At 65.2% G+C, this 25,703-nt stretch carries 24 protein-coding genes; 17 read left to right on the top strand and 7 right to left on the bottom strand.

Annotation, left to right across the window (positions count from 1 at the left end):
* The first annotated feature begins 39 nt into the window (after positions 1–39).
* The 7 genes from XH93_RS13890 to XH93_RS13920 all read left to right on the top strand — a co-directional run bounded on the left by XH93_RS13890 (position 40) and on the right by XH93_RS13920 (position 7,724).
* Complete coding sequence (locus XH93_RS13890) at positions 40–1,578, top strand: ABC transporter substrate-binding protein (protein WP_194473941.1); 1,539 nt, start codon at positions 40–42, stop codon at positions 1,576–1,578.
* Between the two features lie 6 nt (positions 1,579–1,584).
* Complete coding sequence (locus XH93_RS13895; protein WP_194473942.1) at positions 1,585–2,535, top strand: ABC transporter permease; 951 nt, start codon at positions 1,585–1,587, stop codon at positions 2,533–2,535.
* Positions 2,522–3,391 carry an ABC transporter permease gene (locus XH93_RS13900; protein WP_194473943.1) on the top strand — a complete coding sequence of 290 codons (870 nt, stop codon included), beginning with the start codon at positions 2,522–2,524 and terminating at the stop codon, positions 3,389–3,391. The genes XH93_RS13895 and XH93_RS13900 overlap by 14 nt, the downstream gene beginning before the upstream one ends.
* Complete coding sequence (locus XH93_RS13905) at positions 3,388–4,374, top strand: ABC transporter ATP-binding protein (RefSeq protein ID WP_194473944.1); 987 nt, start codon at positions 3,388–3,390, stop codon at positions 4,372–4,374. The genes XH93_RS13900 and XH93_RS13905 overlap by 4 nt, the downstream gene beginning before the upstream one ends.
* Positions 4,371–5,339, top strand: a complete 969-nt coding sequence (locus XH93_RS13910) for an ABC transporter ATP-binding protein (protein WP_194473945.1) — start codon at positions 4,371–4,373, stop codon at positions 5,337–5,339. Before XH93_RS13905 ends, XH93_RS13910 begins: the two co-directional genes overlap by 4 nt.
* Positions 5,340–5,426: 87 nt before the next feature.
* Complete coding sequence (locus XH93_RS13915) at positions 5,427–6,497, top strand: alcohol dehydrogenase (protein ID WP_139481576.1); 1,071 nt, start codon at positions 5,427–5,429, stop codon at positions 6,495–6,497.
* 144 nt (positions 6,498–6,641) lie between these two features.
* The gene (locus tag XH93_RS13920) at positions 6,642–7,724 is read left to right on the top strand and encodes an isocitrate/isopropylmalate dehydrogenase family protein (protein WP_194473946.1); all 1,083 of its coding nucleotides are present in this window, start codon (positions 6,642–6,644) and stop codon (positions 7,722–7,724) included.
* Between the two features lie 40 nt (positions 7,725–7,764).
* Here XH93_RS13920 and XH93_RS13925 read toward each other — a convergent pair whose 3' ends face one another.
* Both XH93_RS13925 and XH93_RS13930 read right to left on the bottom strand, forming a co-directional pair.
* Positions 7,765–8,091, bottom strand: coding sequence for a hypothetical protein (locus XH93_RS13925; RefSeq protein ID WP_172626771.1), 327 nt, complete (start codon positions 8,089–8,091; stop codon positions 7,765–7,767).
* Between the two features lie 412 nt (positions 8,092–8,503).
* On the bottom strand, positions 8,504–8,899 hold the full coding sequence (locus XH93_RS13930) for a helix-turn-helix domain-containing protein (protein ID WP_094194089.1): 396 nt from the start codon (positions 8,897–8,899) through the stop codon (positions 8,504–8,506).
* 570 nt (positions 8,900–9,469) lie between these two features.
* Between XH93_RS13930 and XH93_RS13935 the strand changes: the two genes are divergently transcribed.
* Positions 9,470–9,775 carry a hypothetical protein gene (locus XH93_RS13935; RefSeq protein ID WP_139481573.1) on the top strand — a complete coding sequence of 102 codons (306 nt, stop codon included), beginning with the start codon at positions 9,470–9,472 and terminating at the stop codon, positions 9,773–9,775.
* 65 nt (positions 9,776–9,840) lie between these two features.
* Here XH93_RS13935 and XH93_RS13940 read toward each other — a convergent pair whose 3' ends face one another.
* The 3 genes from XH93_RS13940 to XH93_RS13950 all read right to left on the bottom strand — a co-directional run bounded on the left by XH93_RS13940 (position 9,841) and on the right by XH93_RS13950 (position 14,423).
* Positions 9,841–11,160 (bottom strand): dicarboxylate/amino acid:cation symporter, encoded by a 1,320-nt coding sequence (locus XH93_RS13940; protein ID WP_139481572.1) that lies wholly within the window; start codon positions 11,158–11,160, stop codon positions 9,841–9,843.
* A gap of 116 nt (positions 11,161–11,276) precedes the next feature.
* Positions 11,277–12,785 (bottom strand): sensor histidine kinase, encoded by a 1,509-nt coding sequence (locus tag XH93_RS13945; RefSeq protein WP_194473947.1) that lies wholly within the window; start codon positions 12,783–12,785, stop codon positions 11,277–11,279.
* Between the two features lie 363 nt (positions 12,786–13,148).
* On the bottom strand, positions 13,149–14,423 hold the full coding sequence (locus tag XH93_RS13950) for a serine hydrolase (RefSeq protein ID WP_194473948.1): 1,275 nt from the start codon (positions 14,421–14,423) through the stop codon (positions 13,149–13,151).
* A 155-nt stretch (positions 14,424–14,578) separates the two neighbouring features.
* Between XH93_RS13950 and XH93_RS13955 the strand changes: the two genes are divergently transcribed.
* The 6 genes from XH93_RS13955 (at position 14,579) to XH93_RS13980 (ending at position 20,486) form a co-directional block, all read left to right on the top strand.
* Positions 14,579–15,493: an intradiol ring-cleavage dioxygenase gene (locus XH93_RS13955; protein WP_194473949.1), complete on the top strand. Its 915-nt coding sequence runs from the start codon at positions 14,579–14,581 to the stop codon at positions 15,491–15,493.
* Positions 15,494–15,820: 327 nt separating this feature from the next.
* Positions 15,821–17,131, top strand: coding sequence for a CmpA/NrtA family ABC transporter substrate-binding protein (locus XH93_RS13960; RefSeq protein ID WP_139481569.1), 1,311 nt, complete (start codon positions 15,821–15,823; stop codon positions 17,129–17,131).
* A 61-nt stretch (positions 17,132–17,192) separates the two neighbouring features.
* Positions 17,193–18,095, top strand: a complete 903-nt coding sequence (gene ntrB, locus XH93_RS13965) for a nitrate ABC transporter permease (RefSeq protein ID WP_194473950.1) — start codon at positions 17,193–17,195, stop codon at positions 18,093–18,095.
* A gap of 11 nt (positions 18,096–18,106) precedes the next feature.
* On the top strand, positions 18,107–18,901 hold the full coding sequence (locus XH93_RS13970) for an ABC transporter ATP-binding protein (RefSeq protein WP_194473951.1): 795 nt from the start codon (positions 18,107–18,109) through the stop codon (positions 18,899–18,901).
* A 100-nt stretch (positions 18,902–19,001) separates the two neighbouring features.
* The gene (locus XH93_RS13975; protein WP_194473952.1) at positions 19,002–19,427 is read left to right on the top strand and encodes a globin family protein; all 426 of its coding nucleotides are present in this window, start codon (positions 19,002–19,004) and stop codon (positions 19,425–19,427) included.
* Between the two features lie 159 nt (positions 19,428–19,586).
* Positions 19,587–20,486, top strand: a complete 900-nt coding sequence (locus tag XH93_RS13980; protein ID WP_194473953.1) for an SMP-30/gluconolactonase/LRE family protein — start codon at positions 19,587–19,589, stop codon at positions 20,484–20,486.
* Here the strand turns inward: XH93_RS13980 and XH93_RS13985 are convergent.
* Both XH93_RS13985 and XH93_RS13990 read right to left on the bottom strand, forming a co-directional pair.
* Entirely contained in the window at positions 20,483–21,682 is a 1,200-nt protein-coding gene (locus XH93_RS13985) for a 3-hydroxybenzoate 6-monooxygenase (RefSeq protein WP_194473954.1), read from the bottom strand. The two genes, XH93_RS13980 and XH93_RS13985, sit on opposite strands and share 4 nt — an antisense overlap.
* Before the next feature lie 20 nt (positions 21,683–21,702).
* Positions 21,703–22,254: a MarR family winged helix-turn-helix transcriptional regulator gene (locus tag XH93_RS13990; protein ID WP_194473955.1), complete on the bottom strand. Its 552-nt coding sequence runs from the start codon at positions 22,252–22,254 to the stop codon at positions 21,703–21,705.
* Between the two features lie 184 nt (positions 22,255–22,438).
* Between XH93_RS13990 and XH93_RS13995 the strand changes: the two genes are divergently transcribed.
* The 3 genes from XH93_RS13995 (at position 22,439) to XH93_RS14005 (ending at position 25,680) form a co-directional block, all read left to right on the top strand.
* Positions 22,439–23,413: an amidohydrolase family protein gene (locus tag XH93_RS13995; protein WP_194473956.1), complete on the top strand. Its 975-nt coding sequence runs from the start codon at positions 22,439–22,441 to the stop codon at positions 23,411–23,413.
* A gap of 61 nt (positions 23,414–23,474) precedes the next feature.
* Entirely contained in the window at positions 23,475–24,833 is a 1,359-nt protein-coding gene (locus XH93_RS14000; protein ID WP_194473957.1) for an MFS transporter, read from the top strand.
* Positions 24,834–24,843: 10 nt separating this feature from the next.
* Positions 24,844–25,680: an intradiol ring-cleavage dioxygenase gene (locus tag XH93_RS14005; RefSeq protein ID WP_194473958.1), complete on the top strand. Its 837-nt coding sequence runs from the start codon at positions 24,844–24,846 to the stop codon at positions 25,678–25,680.
* Positions 25,681–25,703: the final 23 nt, after the last annotated feature.

Consider the following 25,703-nt stretch of genomic DNA (forward strand, 5'->3'; position numbering starts at 1 on the left):
CGGAACACCGGACGTTGCGCATCTCGGGAGGGAGCACGGATGAAGCCGGTCGGTCGCGCGCACGCGTTTGCGCGTTTATTTCTTGTCGCGGGATTTGTTGCTGCGGTCGCAACACCCGCCAGCGCGCAGAAGTCGGGCGGCTCGCTGACCGTCGGTCAGGAACTGGATATCCCGGGGTTTGATCCGCTCAAGGTCGGCGTCTACGACACCTCGGCCAACACCGCAGCAGCCGCGATTTTCGACACGCTCGCCACCCTCAACGACAAGGGCGAGCCGGTGCCCAAGCTCGCGGTGTCGTGGTCGCATTCCGACGACTACAAGACCTGGACCTTCAAGCTCAGGCCGGGCGTCAAATTCCACGACGGCACGCCGTTCAATGCACAGGCGGTGAAGGAAAACTTCGATCGCCAGAAGGATCCCGCCAACAAGTGCCGCTGCGCCTTCTACATCTCGAACATCATCAGCGTGCAGACCACCGACGATCTCACCGTCGTCTACAATTTTAGCGACCCGGCGGTGAATTTTCCGGCGACGCAGTCCATTCAAAGTTCCAACAACGTGATGCAGTCGCCGACCGCCTGGAAGACCAAGGGCGACGACTACAACCGCAATCCGGTCGGCACCGGTCCCTACATCCTGAAATCCTGGACCGCCGGCGACCGCATGGTGCTGGAGAAGAACCCGGACTATTGGGACAAGGGCAAGCCCTATCTCGACCGCATCATCCTGAAGCCGCTGCCGGACGCGCAGTCGCGCTTCGCCTCGCTGCAATCGGGCGAGGCCGACATCGTCTGGGACGACGAGGCCGACGCCGACAATATTTTGAAGGCGCAGAAGGACTCCAAGCTCACCGTGCACACCTACAAGGGCTCGGGCGCGGCGGTCTATGCCGTCAACACCAAGAACCCGCCGTTCGACGACATCCGGGTGCGGCAGGCGGTGGTGATGGCGCTCGACCGGCCGAAGATGTCGCAGGCGGTCAGCAGCGGCCTGAGCCGGCCGGCGTCGAACCCGTATGGCGACGGCTCCTGGGTCAAGTGCAAGGACGACGGCGCGCTGCCGTTCGACCTCGAGAAGGCCAAGGCGCTGGTCAAGGATTACGGCAAGCCGGTCGAGTTCAAGATGCTGGTCACGGCAACGCCGCGCGGCCGCACCGTCGGCCAGGTGCTGCAGCAGCTCTGGAAGCGCGCCGGCATCAACATGGAGATCGAGCAGGTCGACCAGGCCACCATCGTGCCGCGCGCGTTCATGCGCCAGTTCCAGATGACGCCGTGGCGCATCGTCGATCTCGCCGATCCCGATCCGCAGATGTACGCGAACTTCCATACCGGCAGCCCGGTCGCGCTCGCCAATTATTCCGATCCGGAGCTCGACCGGCTGCTCGAGCACGCGCGCTCCACCGCCGATGTCGGCCAGCGCACCGAGGATTATTGTGCGATCAGCCGCCTGATCAACAAGCAGGCGATCTGGTTCTGGACCTTCCAGAATACCTACTACGCGATCTCGAGCGCGAAGGTGAAGGGCCTGCCGAAAATGTTCAATGGGGTGCTCGACGTCTCGACTGCCTGGAAGGAATAGCGCTGCATGCTGTTCTTCGTTGCGCGGAGGCTCCTGTATCTGGTGCCGGTGCTGATCGCCGTCTCCGTGCTGACCTTCGTGATCGCCTCGCTGCTGCCGGGCGATCTCGCTTACGTGATCCTCGGCGACCAGGCGACGCCGGAGAACGTCGCGGCGCTGCGCCATGACATGGGGCTCGACCTGCCGATCTGGCAGCGCTATTTCGGCTGGCTCTGGCATATCCTGCAGGGCGATTTCGGGCGCTCGTTCCGCACCGGACAGACCGTGCTGCAGGCGGTCGGCGAGCGCGTGCCTGTTTCCTTCGAGCTGATGGTCCTGGCCGAATTGATCGGGCTTGCGATCGGCGTGCCGCTGGCGATCGCCTGCGCGGCGAAGGCCGGCAGCGCCTTCGACCGCTTCATGACCGGCTCGGCGTTCGGCATGCTCTCGGTGCCGAGCTTCCTGTCCGCGATCCTCTTGATCTATTTGTTCGCGGTCGAGCTCGGCTGGCTGCCGGCGACCGGCTACGTGCCGTTCAGCGAGGATCCGCTCGCCAATCTGCGCTTCATGGTGCTGCCGGCGCTGACGCTGGCGCTGGCGGAGTGGCCCGGCATCATGCGCGTGCTGCGCTCCGACATGATCGCGGCGCTGCAGGAGGACTACATCGCGCTCGCCAAGGCGAAGGGCCTAAAACCGTCGCGGATCCTGTTCGTGCATGCGCTGAAACCGTCGTCGCTGACGCTGGTCACCATCACCGGCATCAATATCGGCCGGCTGATCGGCGGCGCGGTGATCGTGGAGACGATCTTCGCGCTGCCGGGGATCGGCCGTCTCCTGGTCGGTGCAATCTACACCCGCGACCTCATCATCCTGCAGGGCGTGGTGCTGCTGGTCGCCGCCGGCTTCGTGATCATGAACTTCATCGTCGACATGCTCTACGCCGTGCTCGATCCGAGGATCCGCCATGGCCACGCTTGAACTCAGCCTCGACGAGACCAGCACGGAGCCGGTGCGGCGCGGCCGCCGGGTCGGCGCGCTGTTCTGGCTTGCGATCGGCTGGATGACACTGGTGTTCGCGGTCGCGATCCTCGCCGACGTGCTGCCGCTGCCGAGCCCGACCGACATGGACATGCTGGAGCGGCGCGCACCGTTCTCGGCCGAGCACTGGCTCGGCACCGACGGCCTCGGCCGCGACGAGCTGTCTCGGCTGATCTACGGCGCGCGGATCTCGCTGATCGTCGGGCTCTGCGCACCGGTGATCGGGCTCACCTTCGGCGGCGCGCTCGGCATGCTCGCCGGTTATTTCCGCGGCCGCTTCGAGGCGTTCGTGGTCGGCAGCATGGACGTGCTGCTGGCGTTCCCGCCGCTGATTCTGGCGCTGGCGGTGACCGCCTATCTCGGCCAGTCGATCTTCAACCTGACCTGCATCCTCGGCGTGCTCGGCATCCCCGCCTTCATGCGGGTGGCGCGCGCGGCGACGCTGTCGCTGGCGCGGCGCGAATTCGTCATCGCGGCGCAGGCGCTCGGCGCCACCCACAGCCGCATCTTGCTGCGCGAGCTGTTGCCGAACGTGCTGCTGCCGCTGCTTGCCTTCTTCCTGCTGGCGGTCGCTGTCACCATCGTGGTCGAGGGCGCGCTGTCGTTCCTCGGTCTCGGTGTGCCGCCGCCGATCTCGAGCTGGGGCAGCATGATCGGGGAGGGGCGGGAAAGCCTCGACGTCGCGCCGCGGCTCGCCTTCATTCCGGCGATCGCGATGTTCCTGACCGTGCTCTCGTTCAACCTGATCGGCGACACCGCGCGGGCGCTGACCGACCCGAAGCAGGGCGCGCTATGAACGGCACACTGCTCTCGGTCGAGAATGCGGTGGTCGATTTGCCGACGCCGCGCGGCAATCTGCGCGCGGTCGACCAGGTCGATCTCGCGGTCGGCGCCGGCAAGACGCTCGGCATCGTCGGCGAGTCCGGCTGCGGCAAGACCATGCTGTCGCGGGCGATCCTGCAACTGCTGCCGAAGAAGGCAAAGCTGTCGGGACGGGTGATGTTCGACGGCCAGGATCTGCCGAACCTGTCGGCGGAGAAGTTGCGCAAGCTGCGCGGCCGCTCGCTCGCGGTCGTGTTCCAGGATCCGATGACCTCGCTCAATCCGGTGCTGACCATCGGCACCCAGCTGATCGAGACCATTCAGGAACATCTCGAGCTCGACCTCGCGCAGGCGAGGCAGCGCAGCATCGAGCTGCTGGCGGCGGTCGGCATTCCCGCGCCCGAGCAGCGGCTGGCGCAGTATCCGCACCAGCTCTCCGGCGGCATGCGCCAGCGGGTGGCGATCGCGGTGGCGCTGTCCTGCGAGCCGAAGCTCTTGATCGCGGACGAGCCGACCACGGCGCTCGACGTCACGATCCAGGCCCAGATCCTCGATCTCTTGGCGCGCGAGCAGCAGCGCCGCCACATGGCGATGATCATCATCACCCACGATCTCGGCGTCGTCGCCGGCCGCACCGATGAGGTCGCGGTGATGTATGCCGGGCGCATCGTCGAGCGCGCGCCGACGCCTTCGCTGTTCAAGCAGATGCGGATGCCCTACACCGAGGCGCTGCTGGCCGCGTTGCCGAAACTCGACGCCGCGCCGCACACGCCGCTGCCGGCGATTTCGGGACGGCCGCCGGATCCGACCCGGCCCCTGAGAGGCTGCTCGTTCTCGCCGCGCTGCCGCTATGCCGTCGAGCGCTGCAACAGGGAAAAGCCGCAGCTCAGCCCGGCCGAGACGTCGCAGCATCAGTTCGCCTGCTTCCACCCGATCGCCGCGGGAGCCGGCACATGATGCTGCAGGCCGCATCCGATCCGCTGCTGAAGGTGGAAAGCCTCGTCGTCGAATATGCGGTCGGCGGCAAGGTCATTCATGCGGTGTCCGACGTCAGCCTCGAGATCGCGCGCGGCGAGACGCTGGGCCTGGTCGGTGAATCCGGCTGCGGCAAGTCGACCCTCGGCCGCGCCGTGCTGCAATTGCGCCAGGCGGTCTCCGGCAAGGTGCTGTTCGACGGCCACGATCTCACCGCGATGCGTGGCGATAGCTTGCGAAAGATGCGCCAGCGCGTGCAGCTGATCTTCCAGGACCCGATCGCCTCGCTCAATCCGCGGCGGCGGATCGGTGACATCGTCGCCGAGCCGCTGGTGATCTCGGGCGTCAGGGATCCCGAGGAGCGCCGGCGCCGCGTCAGCGACGTGCTGGCGGCGGTCGGCCTCGATCCGGCGCTGGTGAGCGGGCGGCTGCCGCACGAATTCTCCGGCGGGCAGTGCCAGCGCATCTGCATTGCGCGCGCGCTGGTGCTCAATCCGGAATTCATCATCTGCGACGAGCCGGTGTCCGCGCTCGACGTCTCGATCCGCGCCCAGATCCTCAACTTGCTGGAAGAGATGAAGACGCGTTACGGCCTGACGCTGCTGTTCATCGCCCACGATCTCGCGGTGGTGAAGGCGGTCAGCGACCGCGTCGCGGTGATGTATCTCGGCCGGCTCTGCGAGGTCGGGCCCTCCGAGCAGCTGTTCGCACAGCCGGCGCATCCCTATACCGCGCTGCTGATCGAGGCGATTCCGGTGCCCGATCCGGATGTCCGCCCGACCCAGAGCGTGCCGGTCGGCGAGCCGCCGTCGCCGATCGCGCCGCCCTCGGGCTGCCGCTTCCGCACCCGCTGCCCGCGGGCCGATGCGCGCTGCGCCAGCGAGGTTCCGGAACTGCGCATCGTCGCGCCCGGCCAGTTCGCGGCTTGCCATCATCCGCTGGTCTGAATAAGGGGTGACCAAATCCTGCGTTTGTCCTCAAGGGACGGGCGTGGCAAGGTCCGCCGCAATAACAAAGCTACCGGGAGAACAGCGATGAAGAGCTTTCAGGTCGTCGATTTCAATGCCCCGCTGAAGGAAGTCGATCAGCCGACGCCGCAGCCCTCGGGCACCCAGGTGCTGATCAAGGTCAAGGCGGCCGGCGTCTGTCACTCCGACCTGCATATCTGGGAGGGCGGCTATGATCTCGGTCATGGCCGCAAGCCGCTGTCGCTGAAGGACCGCGGCGTCTCGCTGCCGCGCACGATGGGCCACGAGACGGTCGGCGAGGTCGTCGCGTTCGGGCCCGACGTCAAGGACGCCGACAAGGGCGACCTCAAGGTCGGCGACGTCGCGCTGGCCTATCCCTGGCTCGGCTGCGGCAAGTGCCCGACCTGTCTCGGCGGCGACGAGAACATGTGCGCGATCAAGCCGAATGCGCTCGGCGTCTATTGCGACGGCGGCTATGCCGATCACATGACGGTGCCGCATCCGAAATATCTCTTGAACCTGAAGGGGCTCGATCCCGTCACCGCCGCGCCCTACGCCTGCTCCGGCGTCACCACCTACAGCGCGCTGAAGAAGGTCGAGAAGGATTTGGACACCCCGATCGTGATCTTCGGCGCCGGCGGCCTCGGCCTGATGGCGCTGTCGCTGCTCAAGGCGATGGGCGGCAAGGGCGCCATCGTGGTCGACATCGACGCCAGGAAGCGCGAGGCGGCGGAAGCTGCCGGTGCGCTCGCGACCGTCGACGGCAAGGCCCCCGATGCGCTGGAGCAGCTGATGAAGAAGGCCGGCCAGCCGATCCGCGCCGCGATCGATCTGGTCGGTAACGCCCAGACCTCGCAGCTCGGCTTCGATTGCCTGACCAAGGGCGGCAAGCTCGTGATCGTCGGCCTGTTCGGCGGCGGCGCGACCTGGGCGCTGCCGCTGATCCCGATCAAGGCGGTGACCATTCAGGGCAGCTATGTCGGCAATTTGCGCGAGACGCAGGAACTGCTCGACCTCGTCCGCACCAAGAAGATCCCGGCGATCCCGGTGACGCCGATGCCGCTCGCCAAGGCCAACGAGGCGCTGACCAATCTGCAAAAGGGCCAGCTGGTCGGCCGTGCCGTGCTGACGCCGTAGTTGTCACGACTCCCGCCACGTCATTGCGAGGAGCGCTTGCGACGAAGCAATCCATCTGTCCCCGTGTCGAGGTATGGATTGCTTCGCTTTGCTCGCAATGACGACCAAACTTCTAATCTCACCCCGATGTCTTGAGGATTCCCCATGTCCGCCAACAACGCATTCCACATCGCCGTGCTCGGTGGCGACGGCATCGGACCGGAGGTGATGGCGCCGGCGCTCGAGGTGCTGCGCAAGATCGAGGCCTCGACCGGCCTCAGCTTCCGCTTCACCGAGGCGCCGGCCGGCGCCAACAACTACAAGGAGACCGGCAAGTCGATGCCCGACTCCACGGTGCGGCTGTGCGAGGAGGCGGACGCGATCCTGTTAGGAGCCTGCGGCCTGCCGTCGGTGCGCTACCCTGATAACACCGAGATCATGCCGCAGGTCGAGCTGCGCTTTCATTTCGATCTCTATGCCGGCGTGCGTCCGGCGCGGCTGATCCCCGGCGTGCCGAGCCCGATCGTCGGCGCCGATCAGAAGGGCATCGACCTCGTCGTGATCAGGGAATCCACCGAAGGCCTGTTCGCCTCGATGGGCAAGGGCGTCGTCACCGAGAGCGAGGCGCGCGAGACCCTGGTGATCACGCGCAAGACCTCGGAGCGGCTGTTCGAATTCTCCTTCCGCCTCGCCGAGCGGCGCAAGGCGCGCGGCCGCGTCGGCGGCGGGCTGACCTGCGTCGACAAGGCGAATGTGTTCAAGGCATTTGCGTTCTTCCGCGACATGTTCGACGAGGCCGCCAAGCGCCATCCCGACGTCAAGACCGATCGCCTCTATGTCGACGCCTGCTCGGCGCTGCTGGTGAAGCGGCCCTGGGATTTCGACGTCATGGTGATGGAGAACATGTTCGGCGACATCCTGTCCGACCTCACCGCCGGCCTGATCGGCGGCATGGGCATGGCGCCGTCGGCCGATATCGGCGACCGTCACGCCGTGTTCCAGCCTTGTCACGGCACCGCGCCCGACATCATGGGGCAGGGCAAGGCCAACCCGACCGCGATGATCCTCTCGGCGGCGATGATGCTGGACTGGCTTGCCGACAAGCACGGCATCGAGAGCGCGACTGAGGCCGCTGAACGGATCGAGCGTGCGGTCGACAAGGCCTATGCCGGCGGCATCAGGCCGATGGAATTCGGCGGCAGCAACGGCACCGCCGACGTCGCCAAGGCGGTGCTGGCGGCGCTGTAGCGTGACAAGGACGAGGGGGCCGAAGCCCCCTCGCTGAAAGTTAGCGTCGGTGTCCGCCATGGTGCCCGCCGTGATGTCCGCCACCGTGGTGTCCGCCGTGATGGCGATGCCCGTGGTGATGGTGGCGATGGTGGAAATGCGGGCGGTGATGCCAGCCATGATGGCGCGGCCCGTAGCCGTAACCGCCCGGCTGCCAATAGCAGCGGCCCCAGCGGTCGCAGACCTGGCGCACCTGGCCGACATTGGACGCTTCGCCTGCGATGTGGCTGGCCTGCGGCAGCCCGTTCGGCATCGCGGACGCGGCGCCGGACATCAGGGCTGCGCTTCCGAGCGCGGCCAGTCCAATCACAGCAAGCTTGATGTTCATTGAGTTCTCCTTGGTTGAAGCTTGAAAACGTCCATGCGGTCGCCGGGTTGCTGCGACAAAAAGACGAGGCTTGCAGATGATCCTGCAGACTGGTCTTGCGCACTTGGTTTGCGGACGGTGCTTCAACGCGGCAAATGCGGAGTTCTGAGGTCGCCGCACATTCGGGCGACGATTGGCCGCGCGACAGAATGGCAGGATGTCGCGCCCGCTTGCGCGCGGTGCGCGATCAGCGCGCGGTCCACACGCGCGGCATCTGCATCGGCAAAGAAAAAAGCGCCACCATCGCCGATGGCAGCGCTTTGATATGGTCCCGGCCCGACCGGCGGATGTGTCACAGCAACCGGCCTCGCGGCCGATCCGTTCGGGCTAGTCGGTCGCGTCCGCGGCGGCGCGACCTGAGCGGCGATACCGCTCAGTCTTCGTTGGCGGCGATCGATTCCATCAAGGACACCAGCTGACGTTGCACGGTCTGGTCCTTGATCTTGCTGTAGGCGCGCAGCAACCGCAGGCTGAAAGCGCTGTCGAGGAACAGCAGGCTTTCGACCTCGCGCGCCTTGTTGTCGCCGTCGTAGAAGAAGGTCACCGGCACATCGAGTGCGGATGCGATCTGCTGAAGACGGGCGGCGCCGACGCGGTTGACGCCCTTCTCATACTTCTGCACCTGCTGGAAGCTGACGCCGAGCTTGTCGCCCAGCTCGGCCTGCGAAATCTTCTGCTCGACACGGCGCAGGCGAATTCGCTTGCCCAACTCAATGTCCGGTTTGCCGGCACTGCGCTGTTTCATCTTCTTTGCTGCTGATCTGTTCATTCTTGTGACCCGTCCTTCAATCGGGAATCCCTGGCCCGGCTGGGTCAGGGACACGTCCATGATGTACCGCGTTAAGCTCGTGTGGATCGTCAGTTCGTCGAACTAGCAAGATCCAAGAAGATCGCGGGATGGTATCCAAACGCACATGCGCATTGGAAGCACCCTTTACCGACACGCCCGACTACCTGGAGTCGATCGTGCCAAGGTGTCTCTCGACACCCCGCCCTCTACATTTGGCAAAATATTGACCGAACCACAACTAGCGCGAGTTTGATCGTCACAGATTTTGCCCGCATGCTTACCGGCGGCACTAGGCACTTTGCCCGTATTTGTACGGGCGATGATCATTTTAGGAGCGTCTCGGCGGAGATGCAACCCCTGCTAGCTGCACCTTGAGGTCGCGCGGGTCCGGGGCATGTGGCGGGGCCGGGGCGGCGGTATCGGATAAAAGTTTGAGATAAGTCCAAGTCAGGCTTTCGGAATGTTGCTGGACAATTACAGAAAAGATAGGGATCATCCGGAGCAGCCATGCGCCCGCCACAAATGGGCGACCTTTGGCGGGAGAGGCCAATGAAGCGAAAGAGGGGTACGCCTCGATTACAGCTCGCGGCTTCGGGAGTGGAAGATATGCCCGTCGCAAATACGGAAGAACGGTTGCGGTCGCTGCTGGCGACTCTGGAAGAGTGCGAGGCCGTTCTGCTTGACCGGGCCAACGCTGAGACGGCGCGGTTGTTGTCCCTTGCCATCCTCGAGCTTCGGATGGAATTGCACAAGGTGACGGATTCCGAGTTGAAAGCATTGTGTGACATGATGGCGTCCGACGAGCCACGACCGGCGGTCAGGCGATTTCCGCCCTACCTCAAGCTCGTCAAATAGGTCGTTGATCGTCGCCAGGCGTTCCGCATCGCGGAGCGCGCGCTATGTGCACGTTGCCGGGCGCATCATCCGGCCGTGACATCCACCGCATCGGTGCCGTCGAGCACGCGTCGCGCCTGCTCGCGATCGAGATCGCCCTCCCATGCCGCGACCACGACGGTGGCGACGCAGTTGCCGATCAAATTGCCGACCGCGCGCGCCATGCCGATGAACCAGTCGACCGACAGCACCAGCACGAGGCCGATCGCCGGGATGCTCGGCACTGCATTCAGCGTTGCCGCCAGGATCACGATCGCCGAGCCCGGTACGCCATGGGCGCCCTTCGAGGTGATCAGGGAGACGCCGAGCACCAGCAGCAGATCGCCGAACGACAGCGGCGTGTTGGTGGCCTGCGCGATGAACACGACCGCCAGCGTCAGATAGATCGAGAAGGCGTCGAGGTTGAAGGAATAGCCGGTCGGAATCACCAGGCCCACCACCGAGTCCTTGACGCCGAAGCGTTCCAGCTTGCGCATCACCTGCGGCAGCACCGCGTCGGATGACGCGGTCGCGACCACGATCATCAGCTCCTCGCGTAAGTAGCCGAGAAACTTGAGGATGTTGACGCCGGCCAGCGCCATCACGGTGCCGAGCACGCCGAGCACGAAGATTGCGACCGAGATGTAGAACAGCGCGACCAGCGACAGCAGCTGCTTCAGCGAGCCGACGCCGTATTTACCGACCGTGTAGGCGACCGCGCCGAGCACGCCGATCGGCGCGATGCGCACGATCAGGCCCATGGCGCGGAACAACACGGTCGAAACCGCGTCGATGAAAGAGGTGACCTTCTCGCCCTTCTCGCCGCCGACCAGCGCCAGGCTGACGCCGAAGATGATGGCGAAGAACAGCACCTGCAGCACGTCGTTGCGCGACAGCGCGTCGAACGAGGTGGTCGGGATGATGTTGAGCAGGAAGCTGCCGATGCCTTCGCCTTTCAGCTTCTGCGCGTTGCTGGCATAGTTGCCGAGCGCCTTGGGATCCAGCGTCGAGGCGTCGATGTTCATGCCGTGGCCGGGCCCGAACAGATAGGCGAGCACGAGGCCGACCACCAGCGCGACCGTCGTCATCGCCTCGAAATAGAGCAGCGCCTTGACGCCGACCCGCCCGACCTTCTTGAGGTCGCCGGCGCCGGCGATGCCGTGCACCACGACGCAGAACACGATCGGCGCCACGATCATCGAGATCAGCTTCAGGAAGGCGTCGCTGAAGATCTTCAGCCCGACCGCGAAATCCGGTGCTGCCATGCCGATGACGATGCCGAGCAGGAGCGCGACCAGCACTTGAACGAACAGCGACGTGTAAAGCGGCTTGCGGATCGCGATGGCTTCCGCTGCGATAGTCGACATGACTGCCCCCTCATTTTCTGCCAGTCCGAGCCCTGCAACGAGCCCGGCATCACCTTAAGCAACCTTAGCAACTTGCGTGCCAAAATGTCGCGGGGACGGCGGCCGGGCCGTGCCGGTCATTCCTCGCCGTCGAGCGCGCAGGTCATCGTGTAGACGACGCCGTCGGGCCGAAAATCGACCGTGGCCTCGCCGCCGAGCTGGTCGCGGGCGCTGCGCTCGATCAGACGGGAGCCGAAGCCGCGCTGCACCGGCACCGCGACCTCGGGCCCGCCGGCCTCGGCCCAGATCATCCGCAGCGTCCGGCCCGGCTCGTTGCCGCGGACCTCCCAGTCGAGCGTCACCGTGCCGGTGTCGTTGGAGAGCGCGCCGTATTTGGCGGCATTGGTCGCGATCTCGTGCACGATCATCGACAGCACCACGGCAAGCCGCGGCGACAGCGGCACCCGCGGCCCGGATACCCTGACCCGCTCCGGCGTGTTGAGCAGATAGGGCTGCAGCACGCGAGCGACCACGTCCTGCAGGTCGGAGCCCTGCCATTTCGCCATGCTGAGCAGGTTGTGCGCCTCGGCCAGCGCGCCGAGCCGTCCCTCGAAGGTCTCGCGCTCGGCGCGGGTCGCGCTGCGGAAGGTCTGCGTGGTGATCGACTGCAGGATCGCCAGCGTGTTCTTGACGCGGTGGTTGAGCTCCTCGATCAGCAGGTCGTGTAGCGCATCGGCGCGCGCGATGGTGGTTGCCATCCGCAGCGCGAAGCCGAGCCCGACCAGCAGCAGCACGCCGCCGATCACGCTGGTGATCGCCAGCGAGCGCCACAGCGGCGCAATCAGCGATCCCTCAGCGATCCCCGCGGCGACGGTCCAGCCGGTGATGCGCGATCGCGTGAAGCCGGTGATCAGCGGGACGCCTTCCAGCGACACGGTCGGCAGCGTCGCTTCGCCGCCGCGGAACATTTCGACATAAAGCGATTGCGAGGCGCGCTGGCCGATGGTCGCCTGCGGATTGGGGACGCGCGCCAGGTTGATGCCGTCGCCGTCGAAGATCGAGATGGTCCAGTCCTGGCTCAGGCGCTGCTTCTCGATCATGGCCTGGAAGACCTCGAGCGGCGGGCTGAAGGAGATGTCGTAGATCACGTCGCCGTCGCGTAGCACCGGCACCTCGACGGTGATGATCTGGCGCTGCTTCACCGCGCCGAAGTACAGGTTGGAGTAGACCGGCAGCTTGGTCGTGAACACCCGCTCGACGATCCCGAGGTTGCTGCGCGGCGGCAGGGTCGAGGTGTCCAGCGTCAGCGAGGAGAACAGCTGGCGTCCCTGGCGGTCGGCCACCAGCACCACGCCGTCCTTGCCGTACTGGTCGAGGAAGCCGAACGCGGTGCGGCGGAAACTGTCGAAATCGCTGTTGCGCAACGAGTTGGTTAGCGCCAGCACCTGCAGGGCGCCGGTCATGCGCTGCATTTCCGCATCGAGCAGCAGGCGGATGCTGCGCGCGGTCTCGAGCACGCGCTGCGTGGCGTCCTGGCGATCCTGTTGGTAGTTGTAGACGACGATGCCGACCGCGAAAATGATCAGCGGCAACATCGTTCCCGCGACCAGCAGCGCGAGACGGACTGGCAATGTCAGTTTTGGCACGAAGTCCCCGGCTCGATGCCCAATATGGTGCGAGCTTAGGGGAAGCGGAAAAATCCGCCAAGGATATCGGGCCGGAAAATTCCGCGGCGCGCCCCCGCGGCAGGGTTATAGCATTTGGCTATCGGCCACGTCCTATGGACCGGCCATGGCGATGTGAAAGGGGCAGTTGCAGACGTCGGCAACTGCCATCTGCGTGAGTCCGGGGGTGTTGCGCAGTTTCGGAATAATGGAAGAATACCGGTGACTTGCCCGACGTGTCAAGTGGCCATGTCGCCCGCCGGGCCCGCCGGCTACTTTGCATGGGGTTGTTTTCGCTGGTTTGGCTGCGCGCCTGTACCCGGGGGCAGGGCGGGAGGGCAATCGTCAGAGATTGCTCTCGGTGATCGCCGCGTAGACCATGGTCCGCAGCTCGCGCCGCAGCGGATAGGCGCTCGACGGCAGCACCTGGGTCATGAAGATCGTGATCAGCTCCTCGGCCGGATCGATGAAGAACGACGTGGTCGCCGCGCCGCCCCAGTTGAATTCGCCCGGGCTGCCGGCGATCAGGGTCTGCGACGGGTGCATGGTGACGGCAAATCCGAGGCCGAAGCCGATGCCGTTATAGGCGGCCTCGCTGAACAGCGAGCGCGACATCGCCGGCAGGTCGACGCCGCCGGGCAGGTGATTGGAGGTCATCAGCTTCAGCGTCTTGGGGCCGAGCAGCCGCACGCCGCCGAGCTCGCCGCCATTGAGCAGCGCCCGGCAGAAGGTGAGGTAGTCGGCCGCGGTCGAGCACAGCCCGCCGCCGCCCGAAACCAGCGAGGGCGGCGACAGGAACGAGCTGGTGGTCGGATCGTCCTGCAGGGTCAGCGTGCCCTTGCGCTCGGCGGCGAGCGGGTTGAAGCCGCCCTGCGGGTCGGCGGAATAGCAGGCGGCGAAGCGGTTTGCCTTGTCGGCCGGCACGAAGAAGTCGGTGTCGTTCATGCCGAGCGGCTTGAAGATGCGCTCCTTCAAAAACTGCTCGAACGGCATGCCGGAGATCTTGCCGACCAGATAGCCGAGCACGTCGGTGGCGACCGAGTAATTCCAGGCCTCGCCCGGTGAGAACTCCAGCGGGATCTTGGCGAGGCCCTCGATCATGCTGTCGAGCGAGCCGGCCTTTTCGACCTCGCCGATCTTGTGCTCGCGATAGGCGGCATCAACATTGGAGCGCTGCTGGAAGCCGTAGGTGAGGCCCGAGGTGTGGCGCAACAGGTCGACGATCAGCATCGGCCGGTTCGGTGGACGGGTCAGGAAGGCGGGCGCATTGCCGGCGAGGAACACGCCGAGGTTTTTCCATTCCGGAATGTATTTTGCGACCGGCTCGTCGATCGCGACGCGGCCTTCCTCGACCAGCATCATGAAGGCGACCGACGTGATCGGCTTGGTCATCGAATAGATGCGGTAGATGGTGTCGTCCTTGACCGGCACCTTGCGCTCGAGATCGGCAAAGCCCTGCACGGTGGAATGCACGATCTTGCCGCGGCGATAGATCAGCAGCTGCGTCCCGGGAAAGCGGCCGGCATCGATGTAGCGGGTCTTCAGATGCGCTTCGAGGCGATTGAGCGCTGGCGTCGACATGCCCGCGGATTCGGGCGAGGCAGGGGTGGGGGCTAGCATCAGGCATTTCTCCGGCTGCAGGGCCGTCTTGATAGCCGAAAAGTGTCCGCCGCAGCAATCGGCCCCGGCTTACCGGCACACCGCCGCTGGTATACGCTCCCGCCCGCAACTGCGCCCGTCGCGGCTGCAAGGAACTAGCAAGGGAAACGCCAGAGATGACCCAGTTCAACGACACCGAGCTCACCGCCGCCGTCATCAAGAGCTTTGACCAGACGCCCGACCCGCGGGCCAAGTTCCTGCTGCAGGAACTGGTGAAGTCGCTGCACGATTATGTGCGGAAAACTGATCTCACCTTCGAGGAGTGGGACTACGCGATCGGTTTCCTGACCCGCACCGGGCAGAAGTGCACCGACATCCGCCAGGAATTCATCCTGCTTTCCGACGTGCTCGGCGTCTCGATGCTGGTCGATGCGGTCAATCACAGGGATCGCGACGGCGCCACCGAGACCACCGTGCTCGGCCCGTTCTATGTCGGCGAGCACAAGGTGACGCCGCACGGCTCCGACATCTCGGCAAGTCTGCCCGGCGAGCGCATGTTCGTGCAGAGCCGCGTCACCGATCTCGCCGGCAAGCCGCTGGCCGGCGTGCCAGTCGACGTCTGGCATGCCGATACCGACGGCCACTACGACTCGCAGAAGCCGAGCTACGCCACCGAAGGTCCGTCGTCACGCGCGCGCTTCATCACCGATGCCGACGGCCGCTTCACCTTCCGCACCATCCTGCCGTGCAGCTATCCGATCCCGACCGACGGTCCGGTAGGCCAGATGATCACCCAGACCAACCGCCACCCGATGCGCCCCGCGCATGTGCACTTCCTGGTCAACGCCAAGGGCTACGAGCCCTTGATCACCCATGTCTTCATCGATGGCGACAAATACATCGACTCCGACGTCGTGTTCGGCGTGAAGAACGACCTGATCGCCAAGGTCGAGAAGCGCAGCGATGCCACGATGCCGGACGGCAAGCGGTCGGACGGGGTGTGGCACCTGATGACCTACGAATTCCGCGTCAAGCCGGGCGGCGGCATGGCGCCCGCGCCGCTCGGCGCCAAGGTCCCCGAGCACGCCTGATCACTCGATGTACGCGCCTGCTCAATTCTTGTGCGTCGCACAAGAATTGAGCGCTGCGCCATATTTGGATGCGCGCGGCAGGGCGGCTGCGTCCTGCGACATCCTTCGCATCTCGTTCTCTTGCATTGCTTTTTTGCGATGCAGCGATTTGGCACGCGGTTTGAATAGTTAGTCGTCGACGCCATCGACGCCGTCCCTTGTGACCAATGATCCGAACTGTGTCTGCCGCACCCGGGGCCACCCCGGAACGCGCCCTCATGCGCGACAGCGGCGACGCCTGACGGACGGCCCCAGCCTCAGCACAGATGCAGAAGGACGACACTGCCCATGACCAAGCGCAACGACCCTCGTTCAGGCCGCGGACCGAGCCGTCGCCAACTCCTCAAGGCCGCCAGCGGCACCGCGGCGCTGCTCGCCGCCGCGAAGCTGAACTTCCCCGCCGGCGCGTTCGCGCAAGGCGCGGGTCCGGAAGTGAAGGGCGCCAAGCTCGGCTTCATCGCACTCACCGACGCCTCGCCGCTGTTCGTCGCCAAGGAAAAGGGCATCTTCGCCAAATACGGCATGCCTGATGTCGAGGTGCAGAAGCAGGCCTCGTGGGGCACCACGCGCGACAACCTCGTGCTCGGCTCCGAAGGCAACGGCATCGACGGCGCGCATATCCTGACCCCGATGCCGTATCTGATCTCGTCCGGCAAGGTGACGCAGAACAATCAGCCGACGCCGATGTACATCCTGGCGCGGCTCAATCTGAACGGCCAGTGCATCTCGGTCGCCAAGGAATATGCCGATCTCAAGGTCGGCATCGACACCACGCCGTTCAAGGCGGCGCTGGAGAAGAAGAAGGCCTCCGGCAAGGCGGTGAAGGCCGCGATGACCTTCCCCGGCGGCACCCACGATCTCTGGATCCGCTACTGGCTCGCGGCCGGCGGCATCGATCCCGACAAAGACATCGAGACCATCGTGGTGCCGCCGCCGCAGATGGTGGCCAACATGAAGGTCGGCACCATGGATTGCTTCTGCGTCTGCGAGCCGTGGAATCTGCAGCTGATCCATCAGGACATCGGCTACACCGCGATCACCACCGGCGAGCTCTGGGACAAGCACCCGGAGAAATCGTTCGGCCTGCGCGCCGCCTGGGTCGACAAGAACCCGAAGGCCGCGAAGGCGCTGCTGATGGCCGTGATGGAAGCGCAGCAGTGGTGTGAGAAGGCGGAAAACCGCGAGGAGACCGCCGCGATCTGCGCCAAGCGGCAGTGGATCAACTGTCCGGTGGAGGACATCACCGACCGCATGAAGGGCAAGTTCGACTACGGCACCGGCCGCGTCGTCGAGAACTCGCCGCAGCAGATGCGGTTCTGGCAGGACAATGCGTCCTATCCCTATCAGAGCCACGACCTCTGGTTCCTCACCGAGGACATCCGCTGGGGCAAGTACGAGCCAGGCTTCGACACCAAGGCGCTAATCGCCAAGGTAAATCGCGAGGACCTCTGGAAGGAAGCCGCCAAGGAGCTCGGCGTGTCGGACATTCCGACCTCGACCTCGCGCGGCAAGGAGACCTTCTTCGACGGCAAGGTGTTCGATCCGGAGAATCCGGCGGCCTACCTGAAGTCGCTCTCCATCAAGCGCGTTGACGTCTGATTTGGCCATGTTGGCCGCGCGCGGCGCGGCCCCGTCTTTTGATTATGGAGATTTATTTTCGATGTCGATGCCTGCCATGAAGACCGAAGTTACCCCGGTCGCGATTCCGCAAACCCCGTCAGCGGCGCCGGTCGTAAGCATTGCGCCGAAGCGCGCGCCGCGCGCCGAGACCTACGCCAAGATGGCAAAGGAGGCGGCGGTGCGCGTGGTGCCGCCGCTGATCGTGGTCGCGCTATTGCTGGTGGTGTGGGAGCTGATCTGCCGACGCGCCGGCTCCAGCCTGCCGCCGCCCTCAAAGGTGTTCAAGGACACCAAGGAGTTGATCTTCGATCCGTTCTTCGACCATGGCGGCATCGACAAGGGCCTGTTCTGGCATCTGTCCGCCAGCCTGCAGCGCGTCGCCTACGGCTATTCGCTGGCGGCGATCGCCGGCATCGCGCTGGGCACGCTGGTCGGTCAGTCAGTCTGGGCGATGCGCGGGCTCGATCCGCTGTTCCAGGTCTTGCGCACCATCCCGCCGCTGGCCTGGCTGCCGCTGTCGCTCGCCGCGTTCCGTGACGGCCAGCCATCGGCGATCTTCGTCATCTTCATCACCTCGGTGTGGCCGATCATCATCAACACCGCTGTCGGCATTCGCAACATCCCGCAGGACTACCGCAACGTCGCCGCCGTGGTGCAGCTCAATCCGCTGGAGTTCTTCACCAAGATCATGATCCCGGCCGCCGCGCCCTACATCTTCACCGGCCTGCGCATCGGCATCGGCCTGTCGTGGCTTGCGATCGTCGCCGCCGAGATGCTGATCGGCGGCGTCGGCATCGGCTTCTTCATCTGGGATGCGTGGAATTCCTCGCATATCAGCGAAATCATCCTGGCGCTGTTCTATGTCGGCATCATCGGCTTCTTGCTCGACCGCCTGATCGCGGGACTGGGTAAGGTCGTGACCCGCGGCACCGCGGCGAACTGAGGGGACGGATCATGCAGGCCTATCTGAAGCTCGATCACATCGACAAGACCTTTAGCCGTGGCAATGCCACGACCGAGGTGCTGAAGGACATCAACCTCACGATCGAGAAGGGCGAATACGTCTCGATCATCGGCCATTCCGGCTGCGGCAAGTCGACCCTGCTCAACATCGTCGCCGGCCTCACCGGCACCACCAATGGCTGCGTGCTCTTGGAGAATCGCGAGGTCAATTCGCCGGGGCCGGATCGCGCCGTGGTATTCCAGAACCACAGCCTGCTGCCGTGGCTCACGGTGTACGAGAATGTCAGGCTCGGCGTCGACAAGGTGTTCGCCAAGACCAAGACGAGGGCCGAGCGCGACGCCTGGGTGATGCACAATCTCAGCCTGGTGCAGATGGCGCACGCCAGGGACAAGCGGCCCAGCGAGATCTCCGGCGGCATGAAGCAGCGCGTCGGCATCGCCCGTGCGCTGGCGATGGAGCCGAAGGTGCTGCTGCTCGACGAGCCGTTCGGCGCACTCGATGCGCTGACCCGGGCGCACTTACAGGATTCGGTGATGGCGCTGCACCAGAAGCTCGGCAACACCATCCTGATGATCACCCACGACGTCGACGAGGCCGTGCTGCTGTCGGACCGCATCGTCATGATGACCAATGGCCCGAGCGCGCGGATCGGCGAGGTGCTCGAGGTGCCGCTGGCGCGACCGCGCAAGCGGCTCGAGCTCGCGACCAACCCGGCCTACCTGAAATGCCGGCAGCGCGTGCTCGAATTCCTCTACGAGCGCCACAGCTTTGTGGAGGCGGCTTGAAACATCTCGGCATCAGGGTTGCTGCTTCAACCAAGGCGCCACGGTCCGCTACGAATGCTCGAGTTTTTCGAGAGTTATTTGAGAACCAGGGAGAATTGAGATGAATCCGGCGCAAATCAAGCTGGTTCAGGACAGCTTTGGCAAGGTCGCGCCGATCTCGGAGCAGGCCGCGGCCATCTTTTACGATCGCTTGTTCGAAGTCGCGCCCGCCGTCAAGGCGATGTTTCCGGCGGACATGAAGGAGCAACGCAAGAAGTTGATGACGACGCTTGCCGTTGTCGTCAACGGGCTGAGCAATCTCGACGCGATCCTGCCGGCCGCGAGTGCGCTCGCCAAGCGTCATGTCGGCTACGGTGCCAAGGCCGAGCATTATCCCGTGGTCGGCGGCGCGTTGCTGTGGACGCTGGAGAAGGGCTTGGGCGAAGCCTGGACGCCCGACGTCGCCGCCGCCTGGACCGCGGCGTACGGCACGCTATCGGGCTACATGATCTCCGAGGCCTATGGCAGCGCGGAGGCGGCCGAGTAAGGACATCGTCGGCGCCTGCCGCGCGGTCCGCGTCATTGCGAGCGCAGCGAAGCAATCCATACCTCCGCAAGCGGGTAGGTGGATTGCTTCGCTGCGCTCGCAATGACGCGGGGAAATCACTATGGTCCGCCCGTTCCACCAAACGGGTGAACCAAGAAGATGATGTACCTGGAAACGCCGCCCAAACTGATCCCGACCGAAATCTTCACCGCAGTTCCCGCCGAGTTCCGCCGCAAGGTTTCGACCGAATGGGCTGAGGCCAACCGGCCCGGTGCGGTGACCGATTGCTTCATCGAGGGGCCGTCGTTCGACGCCGAGGGCAATCTCTACATCGTCGACATTCCCTTTGGCCGCATTTTCCGGATCGCGCCGGACAAGACCTGGTCGCTGGTCGCCGAATATGACGGCTGGCCGAACGGGCTGAAGATCGACGCCAAGGGCCGCATCCTGATCGCCGACTACCGGCACGGGCTGATGCAGCTCGATGCCAAGGCCGGCACGGTCACGCCGCTCTTGCGCTCGCGCAATTCGGAATCGTTCCGCGGCTGCAACGACCTGCATATCGCCTCCAACGGCGACATCTACTTCACCGATCAGGGCCAGACCGGGTTGCACGATCCGACCGGCCGGGTCTATCGGCTGCGCGCCAGCGGCCAGCTCGACTGCCTGATCGACACCGGCATCAGCCCGAACGGCCTGGTGCTCGATCCGAACGAGGCCGTGCTGTTCGTCGCGATGACGCGCGACAATGCGGTGTGGCGCGCGCCGTTCATGAAGGACGGCAGCATCTCCAAGGTCGGGCGGTTCTGCTCGCTGTTCGGGCCGAGCGGGCCCGACGGCATGACGATGGATCGGGCAGGGCGGCTGTTCGTCGCGCACGCCTCGCTCGGCCATGTCTTTGTCTTCGCGCCGAACGGCGAATGCATCGCACGGATCAAATCCTGCGCCGGGCAGAGCTGCACCAATGTCGCGATCGGCGGCGCCAATCGCGACCGGCTCTACATCACGGAATCGGTGACCGGCTCGGTGCTGGTCGCCGATATCAGCGGGCTGGGTTAGGCGACGGCGCGCGGAGCCTCGGGGAACGGCGAGTCGTAAAGCCAGGCGAGATTGTCGCAAAACTTCTCGAGATTGGTCTCGCGCATCAGCTGGTTGCGCAGCAGCGCGTGAACGCCGGCCGGATGATAGACATGGGTGCCGAGCTCGCGGGCCTGAAGCTGGACCCGCGCGGTGCGCATCAGGCGAACCTGCCGGTACTTTTCCAGAGCCGGCGCGAAGTCATCGGGCATCTCGCCCAATAGCTCGGCGAGCCAGACCGCGTCCTCCAGCGCCATGCAGGCGCCCTGCGCGAAATACTGCAGCATCGGATGCGCGGCGTCGCCGAGCAGCACCACGCGTCCGTCGACCCAGCGCTCGATCGGATCGCGGTCGCAGGTCACCCAGGCCTTCCAGTCCCTGCCGTGATGAATGATCGCCTGCGCGCGCGGGTGGACGTCGCGAAATCCTTCCAGCACTTCGTCGTGGGTCACCGGCCTCGCGGCGAACGCTTCCGGCGGATCGTTGTGGCAGGTGATGGCAAGGTTGAAGACCTTCCAGCCCGAGAGCGGATAGTGCACCAGATGGCACTTCGCCCCGGCCCATAGCGTCGCGGCGTTCCAGCGCAAATCCTCCGGCATCTGCTCGGTCGGAATCACCGAGCGATAGGTGGTGTGGCCGGCGACCCGCGGCGGGCCGTCATTGACGAACTGCTGGCGGATGCGCGAGCGCAGCCCGTCGGCACCGATCAAAAGGCAGCCCTTGACCCGCTCGCCTGATTTCAGCCGCGCGCTGACCGTCTCGCCGTCTTGGTCGTAGCCAGTCACGTCGCAATCGCTGCGCAGCGTGATGCCGGGATGCGTCTCGCAGGCGCGCAGGAAGATGCCGTGCAGATCGCCGCGATGCACCACTGCATAGGGATTGCCGAAGCGCTGACGGAAATAGCTGGTCAGATCGACGCTGGTGATCTCCTCGGCCGAGATCGCGTCCATCAGCCGCAACTGGTCGATGAACACCGCGATCGAGCGCGCGGCATCGCCGAGGTCGAGATGGTCGAAGGCATGGAAGGCGTTGGGGCCGAGCTGGATGCCGGCGCCAATCTCCTGGTAGAGCGGCGCGCGTTCCAGCACGGTGACCTGAAATCCCTTGCGGGCCAGCGCGACCGCCGCAGCAAGTCCGCCGATGCCGCCGCCTGCAATGATGATCGGATCCCTGCGCATGTCCTCTCCCTGGTGTGTGGTTATTTTCTCGGTACCTTGCGCCGCCGGCCGGCGCCGACCTTGCTGTCGGTTTTTTGCTCGCGCGTCTCCTTCGACGCTGCGGGCGGAGGGACCTTGATCAGGCCGCCTTCGACCTCCTGCTCGAGCTGATCGAGATTCTTGTAGAGGGCGACCAGCACCTGCTTGAGCTCGGCGGCTTCCTTCGCCGACATCGCACCGGTTGCGACCTCTTCATAATGCTGCGCGATCGGCATCAGGCGGCCGGCGAGCTCGGCTCCTTTCGGCGTCAGCGCGACCTGCAGGCTGCGCTGGTCGTTCTCCGGCCGGTCGCGCGTCAACAGGCCGGCGCGGCTCATCTCGGCGACGATGCGCGACAGCGTCGAGACGTCGGCCGAGGTCAACTCGGCGATTTCGCCGAGCCGCAGCGGATGGCCCTGCTCCGACAGCGCGGCGAGCACGCGGTACATCGGCAGCGTCAACTTCTCGTGACGGATGACGCGGACGAACAGATCGCCCATCCGCACGCCGAGCCGCGCGAGCAGATAGGGGAGCGAATTCGAAAATCGGTACATGAGCTTAGGTCCGGGCTTAATTCCTGGCGGGAGATCGCCGCCCGGAATAGCCGCCGGTCTTCGTACCGACAACAGTTGCGTATCAATCATTTGCGTTTGCAACTTTCTCATTGACAAATATCTGGACCGGATGTTTCCTCCTGTCAACACGGAAACGCGCTTTGAAGCCGGAAAGGACGACGCCATGCAGGGAAAGATCGCGCTGGAGGAGCACTTCGCCATCGAGGAGACGGTGCGCGACAGCGCGGGTTTCTCGCCGGCCGACGACTGGGTCGAGCTCAAGGCCCGGCTGCTCGACATTCAGGAGCGCCGCCTTGCCGAGATGGACGCACACGGCATCGAGATGATGCTGCTGTCGCTCAACGCGCCGGCGGTGCAGGCGATTCCCGATCGCAACCGCGCGCTGGAGCTGTCGCGCCGCGCCAATGATTTTCTCGCAGAGCAGGTCGCGCGGCGGCCGCTGCGCTTCCAGGGCCTCGCCGCGCTGCCAATGCAGGATCCCGAGGCTGCGGCGCGCGAGCTCGATCGCTGCGTCGGCGCGCTGAAATTCCGCGGCGCGCTGGTCAACGGCTTCAGCGAGTCGTCAAGCCACGACGGCGCGCTGTATTACGACCGCAAGGAGTTCTGGCCGTTCTGGTCCGAGGTCGAGCGTCTCGACGTCCCGTTCTACCTGCATCCGCGCAATCCGCTGGCGAAGGACGCGGCGATCTACGAGGGTCATCGCTGGCTGATGGGGCCGACCTGGGCGTTCGGCCAGGAAACCGCGGTGCACGCGCTGCGCCTGATGGGCTCGGGCCTGTTCGATGCCTATCCGCGGCTGCAGATCATTCTCGGCCATATGGGCGAGGGCCTGCCGTATTCGATGTGGCGGGTCGACAATCACAACAAGTGGATGCGCGCGCAGAACGTCTATCCGGCCAAGCGCAAGATCGCCGACTATTTTCGTGAGAACTTCTACATCACGACGTCGGGCAATTTCCGCACCCAGGCCCTGATCGACGCGATGCTCGAGATCGGCGCCGACCGCATCCTGTTCTCGGCCGACTGGCCGTTCGAGAACATCGACCACGCCGCCGAGTGGTTCGATACCGCGACCATCTCCGAAGCCGACCGCTTCAAGATCGGCCGCGACAACGCGCTCCGCCTGTTCAAGTTCTAGCGCAACGCCAATTCAACCTGCCGCAGAGCAGGGCGCATCGTCAGTCACAAGGGAGGAAACCGTGAGCACTTCGCCCGCAATCGACGTGCACGAGGAATTGTCCGGCGCGGCCATCGGCCGGCTGCACAAGGTCCTCGGCATCCTGATCACGCTGATCACGCTGTTCGATGGTTACGACACCTTCAACCCGGCCTATGTCATCCACTACGTGGCGAAACCCTGGGGCCTGTCGCCGAGCCAGGCGGGGCTGCTCGTGAGCTCGGGTCTGGTCGGCTTCCTGTTCGGCGCGATCGGCCACGGCGCGGTCGCCGACCGGCTCGGTCGCCGCGGCACGCTGCTGGCCGGCCTCTGGGTTGTCAACGTCTTCACGCTGCTCACCGCCACGATAGCAAACGATTTCTGGAGCTTTTGCGCACTGCGCTTTGCCACGGGGCTCGGTCTCGGCGTGCTGCTGCCGCTCGGCACCACCTTCGTCAACGAAATGGCGCCGCGCCGCGTCAGCAACGCGTTTTCGTTATGGGGCGTGACCTTGGGCTGGTCGCTCGGCGGCGTCTGCGCCGGCCTGGTCGGGGTCTATCTGACGCCGCATTACGGCTGGCAGATCCTGTATTATCTCGGCGCGCTGTCGATCCCGCTGACCTTCGTGGCGCACGCCGTGCTGCCGGAGAGTCCGCAATTTCTGGCGGCGCGGCGCCGCACCGAGGAGCTGCGTGCGCTGCTGGCACGGCTGCGCCCGGAACGGGCGGCGGCCTATCGTGACGCGAGCTTTGCTTCGGCCGACGCCGCGAGCATGCCAAATCCGATCGCGGCGCTGCTCAGCCCGCGCTATCGCCGAGTCTCGCTGACGATCTGGATCACCGCCTTTCTCAGCCTGTTTGCGATCTTCGGCCTGACCGGCTGGATCCCGACCGTGATGCAGAAGCGCGGCGAGACCTTTGCGGCATCGTTCGGCTTCGGCGCGCTGATGCAGGCGATGTCGTTCGTCGGCGGCCTGACGCTTGCGATGCTGGCCGACCGCAATCACGTGCTGACGCCGCGCTATCTCGCCACGTGGTGGTTGAGCGGCGGCATCGCGGTGCTGGCGCTGGTGTTCATCAGCGGCCACGGCGTCAACCTCGCGATCGTCGCCATCGCCGGGTTCTGCATCATCGGCGCCCAGCACGTGCTCAACAACTTTACCGCCGGCTCCTATGAAACGCTGCTGCGCGCCAGCGGCGTCGGCATGGAACTGGGCGTCGGCCGGGTTGGCGCGATCCTCGGTCCCTACGTGATCGGGCTGCTGCAGCAGGCGACCGGCGGTCCCGACGTCGTGTTCTGGGCGATCGGCGGTGCCGCGATCGTCGGCGCATTCGCGATCGGCTCGCTCGGCCTTGCCACCACGGCGCGGCCGGCCGCCGTCAACACCGCGCCGGCGGAGTGACGGCACGATCATGCGCGATTTCGACGAGCACAACATCACCGACGCCGTGATCGACAGCCTGGCGCAGACCGGGGACGCGCGGCTCAAGACGATCACGACGAGCCTGGTCCGCCATCTGCATGATTTCGTCCGCGACGCCGAGATCACGTTCGATGAATGGAATGCCGCGATCGATTTCCTGACCCGGACCGGGCAGATGTGCAACGACAGGCGGCAAGAGTTCATCCTGCTGTCGGACACTCTCGGCGTCTCGATGCTGGTCGATGCGATCAACCATCGGATGCCCGCGGGCGCGACCGAGACCACCGTGCTCGGCCCGTTCTTCGTGGCCGCTGCGCCGGAGGTCCAATCGGGCGCCGATATCGCCGGCGGCATGGAGGGCGAGCCGCTGAGCGTCAGCGGCGTCGTCTGCTCGCCCGAAGGTGATCCGCTGGCGGACGCGACCGTCGACGTCTGGCACGCCGACGACGACGGCTATTACGACGTGCAACAAGCCGACCTGCAATCCCTGACGATGCGCGCGCGGTTCAGGACCGATCGCAACGGACGGTTCGCCTTCACCTCGGTCATGCCGGCGTTCTATCCGATCCCGCACGACGGCCCGGTCGGCGAGATGCTGCAGGCGCTCGGCCGGCATCCCTATCGCCCGGCGCATGTCCACTTCATGATCGCCGCCAAGGGTTACGAGATGCTGATCACCCACATCTTCGACGCCGAAAGTCCGTATCTCGACTCGGATGCGGTGTTCGGCGTCAAGAATTCGCTGATCGCCGAGTTTTCCCGGGATGACCGGTCAGGACAGCCACAGCGCAGCCTCAGCTACCGATTCGGCCTGAAACCGCTTTGACGTCACCAGCAAGGAGATCGCCG

The organism is Bradyrhizobium sp. CCBAU 51753, from assembly GCF_015291565.1.
GTDB classification, from domain to species: domain Bacteria; phylum Pseudomonadota; class Alphaproteobacteria; order Rhizobiales; family Xanthobacteraceae; genus Bradyrhizobium; species Bradyrhizobium ivorense.

What these genes read in the sequence shown, in the direction of transcription:
- XH93_RS13890 (WP_194473941.1), top strand. Translation starts at nt 40, where the DNA reads ATGAAGCCGGTCGGTCGCGCGCACGCGTTTGCGCGTTTATTTCTTGTC.
- XH93_RS13895 (WP_194473942.1), top strand. Translation starts at nt 1,585, where the DNA reads ATGCTGTTCTTCGTTGCGCGGAGGCTCCTGTATCTGGTGCCGGTGCTG.
- XH93_RS13900 (WP_194473943.1), top strand. Translation starts at nt 2,522, where the DNA reads ATGGCCACGCTTGAACTCAGCCTCGACGAGACCAGCACGGAGCCGGTG.
- XH93_RS13905 (WP_194473944.1), top strand. Translation starts at nt 3,388, where the DNA reads ATGAACGGCACACTGCTCTCGGTCGAGAATGCGGTGGTCGATTTGCCG.
- XH93_RS13910 (WP_194473945.1), top strand. Translation starts at nt 4,371, where the DNA reads ATGATGCTGCAGGCCGCATCCGATCCGCTGCTGAAGGTGGAAAGCCTC.
- XH93_RS13915 (WP_139481576.1), top strand. Translation starts at nt 5,427, where the DNA reads ATGAAGAGCTTTCAGGTCGTCGATTTCAATGCCCCGCTGAAGGAAGTC.
- XH93_RS13920 (WP_194473946.1), top strand. Translation starts at nt 6,642, where the DNA reads ATGTCCGCCAACAACGCATTCCACATCGCCGTGCTCGGTGGCGACGGC.
- XH93_RS13925 (WP_172626771.1), bottom strand. Translation starts at nt 8,091, where the DNA reads ATGAACATCAAGCTTGCTGTGATTGGACTGGCCGCGCTCGGAAGCGCA.
- XH93_RS13930 (WP_094194089.1), bottom strand. Translation starts at nt 8,899, where the DNA reads ATGAACAGATCAGCAGCAAAGAAGATGAAACAGCGCAGTGCCGGCAAA.
- XH93_RS13935 (WP_139481573.1), top strand. Translation starts at nt 9,470, where the DNA reads ATGAAGCGAAAGAGGGGTACGCCTCGATTACAGCTCGCGGCTTCGGGA.
- XH93_RS13940 (WP_139481572.1), bottom strand. Translation starts at nt 11,160, where the DNA reads ATGTCGACTATCGCAGCGGAAGCCATCGCGATCCGCAAGCCGCTTTAC.
- XH93_RS13950 (WP_194473948.1), bottom strand. Translation starts at nt 14,423, where the DNA reads ATGCTAGCCCCCACCCCTGCCTCGCCCGAATCCGCGGGCATGTCGACG.
- XH93_RS13955 (WP_194473949.1), top strand. Translation starts at nt 14,579, where the DNA reads ATGACCCAGTTCAACGACACCGAGCTCACCGCCGCCGTCATCAAGAGC.
- XH93_RS13960 (WP_139481569.1), top strand. Translation starts at nt 15,821, where the DNA reads ATGACCAAGCGCAACGACCCTCGTTCAGGCCGCGGACCGAGCCGTCGC.
- ntrB (WP_194473950.1), top strand. Translation starts at nt 17,193, where the DNA reads ATGTCGATGCCTGCCATGAAGACCGAAGTTACCCCGGTCGCGATTCCG.
- XH93_RS13970 (WP_194473951.1), top strand. Translation starts at nt 18,107, where the DNA reads ATGCAGGCCTATCTGAAGCTCGATCACATCGACAAGACCTTTAGCCGT.
- XH93_RS13975 (WP_194473952.1), top strand. Translation starts at nt 19,002, where the DNA reads ATGAATCCGGCGCAAATCAAGCTGGTTCAGGACAGCTTTGGCAAGGTC.
- XH93_RS13980 (WP_194473953.1), top strand. Translation starts at nt 19,587, where the DNA reads ATGATGTACCTGGAAACGCCGCCCAAACTGATCCCGACCGAAATCTTC.
- XH93_RS13985 (WP_194473954.1), bottom strand. Translation starts at nt 21,682, where the DNA reads ATGCGCAGGGATCCGATCATCATTGCAGGCGGCGGCATCGGCGGACTT.
- XH93_RS13990 (WP_194473955.1), bottom strand. Translation starts at nt 22,254, where the DNA reads ATGTACCGATTTTCGAATTCGCTCCCCTATCTGCTCGCGCGGCTCGGC.
- XH93_RS13995 (WP_194473956.1), top strand. Translation starts at nt 22,439, where the DNA reads ATGCAGGGAAAGATCGCGCTGGAGGAGCACTTCGCCATCGAGGAGACG.
- XH93_RS14005 (WP_194473958.1), top strand. Translation starts at nt 24,844, where the DNA reads ATGCGCGATTTCGACGAGCACAACATCACCGACGCCGTGATCGACAGC.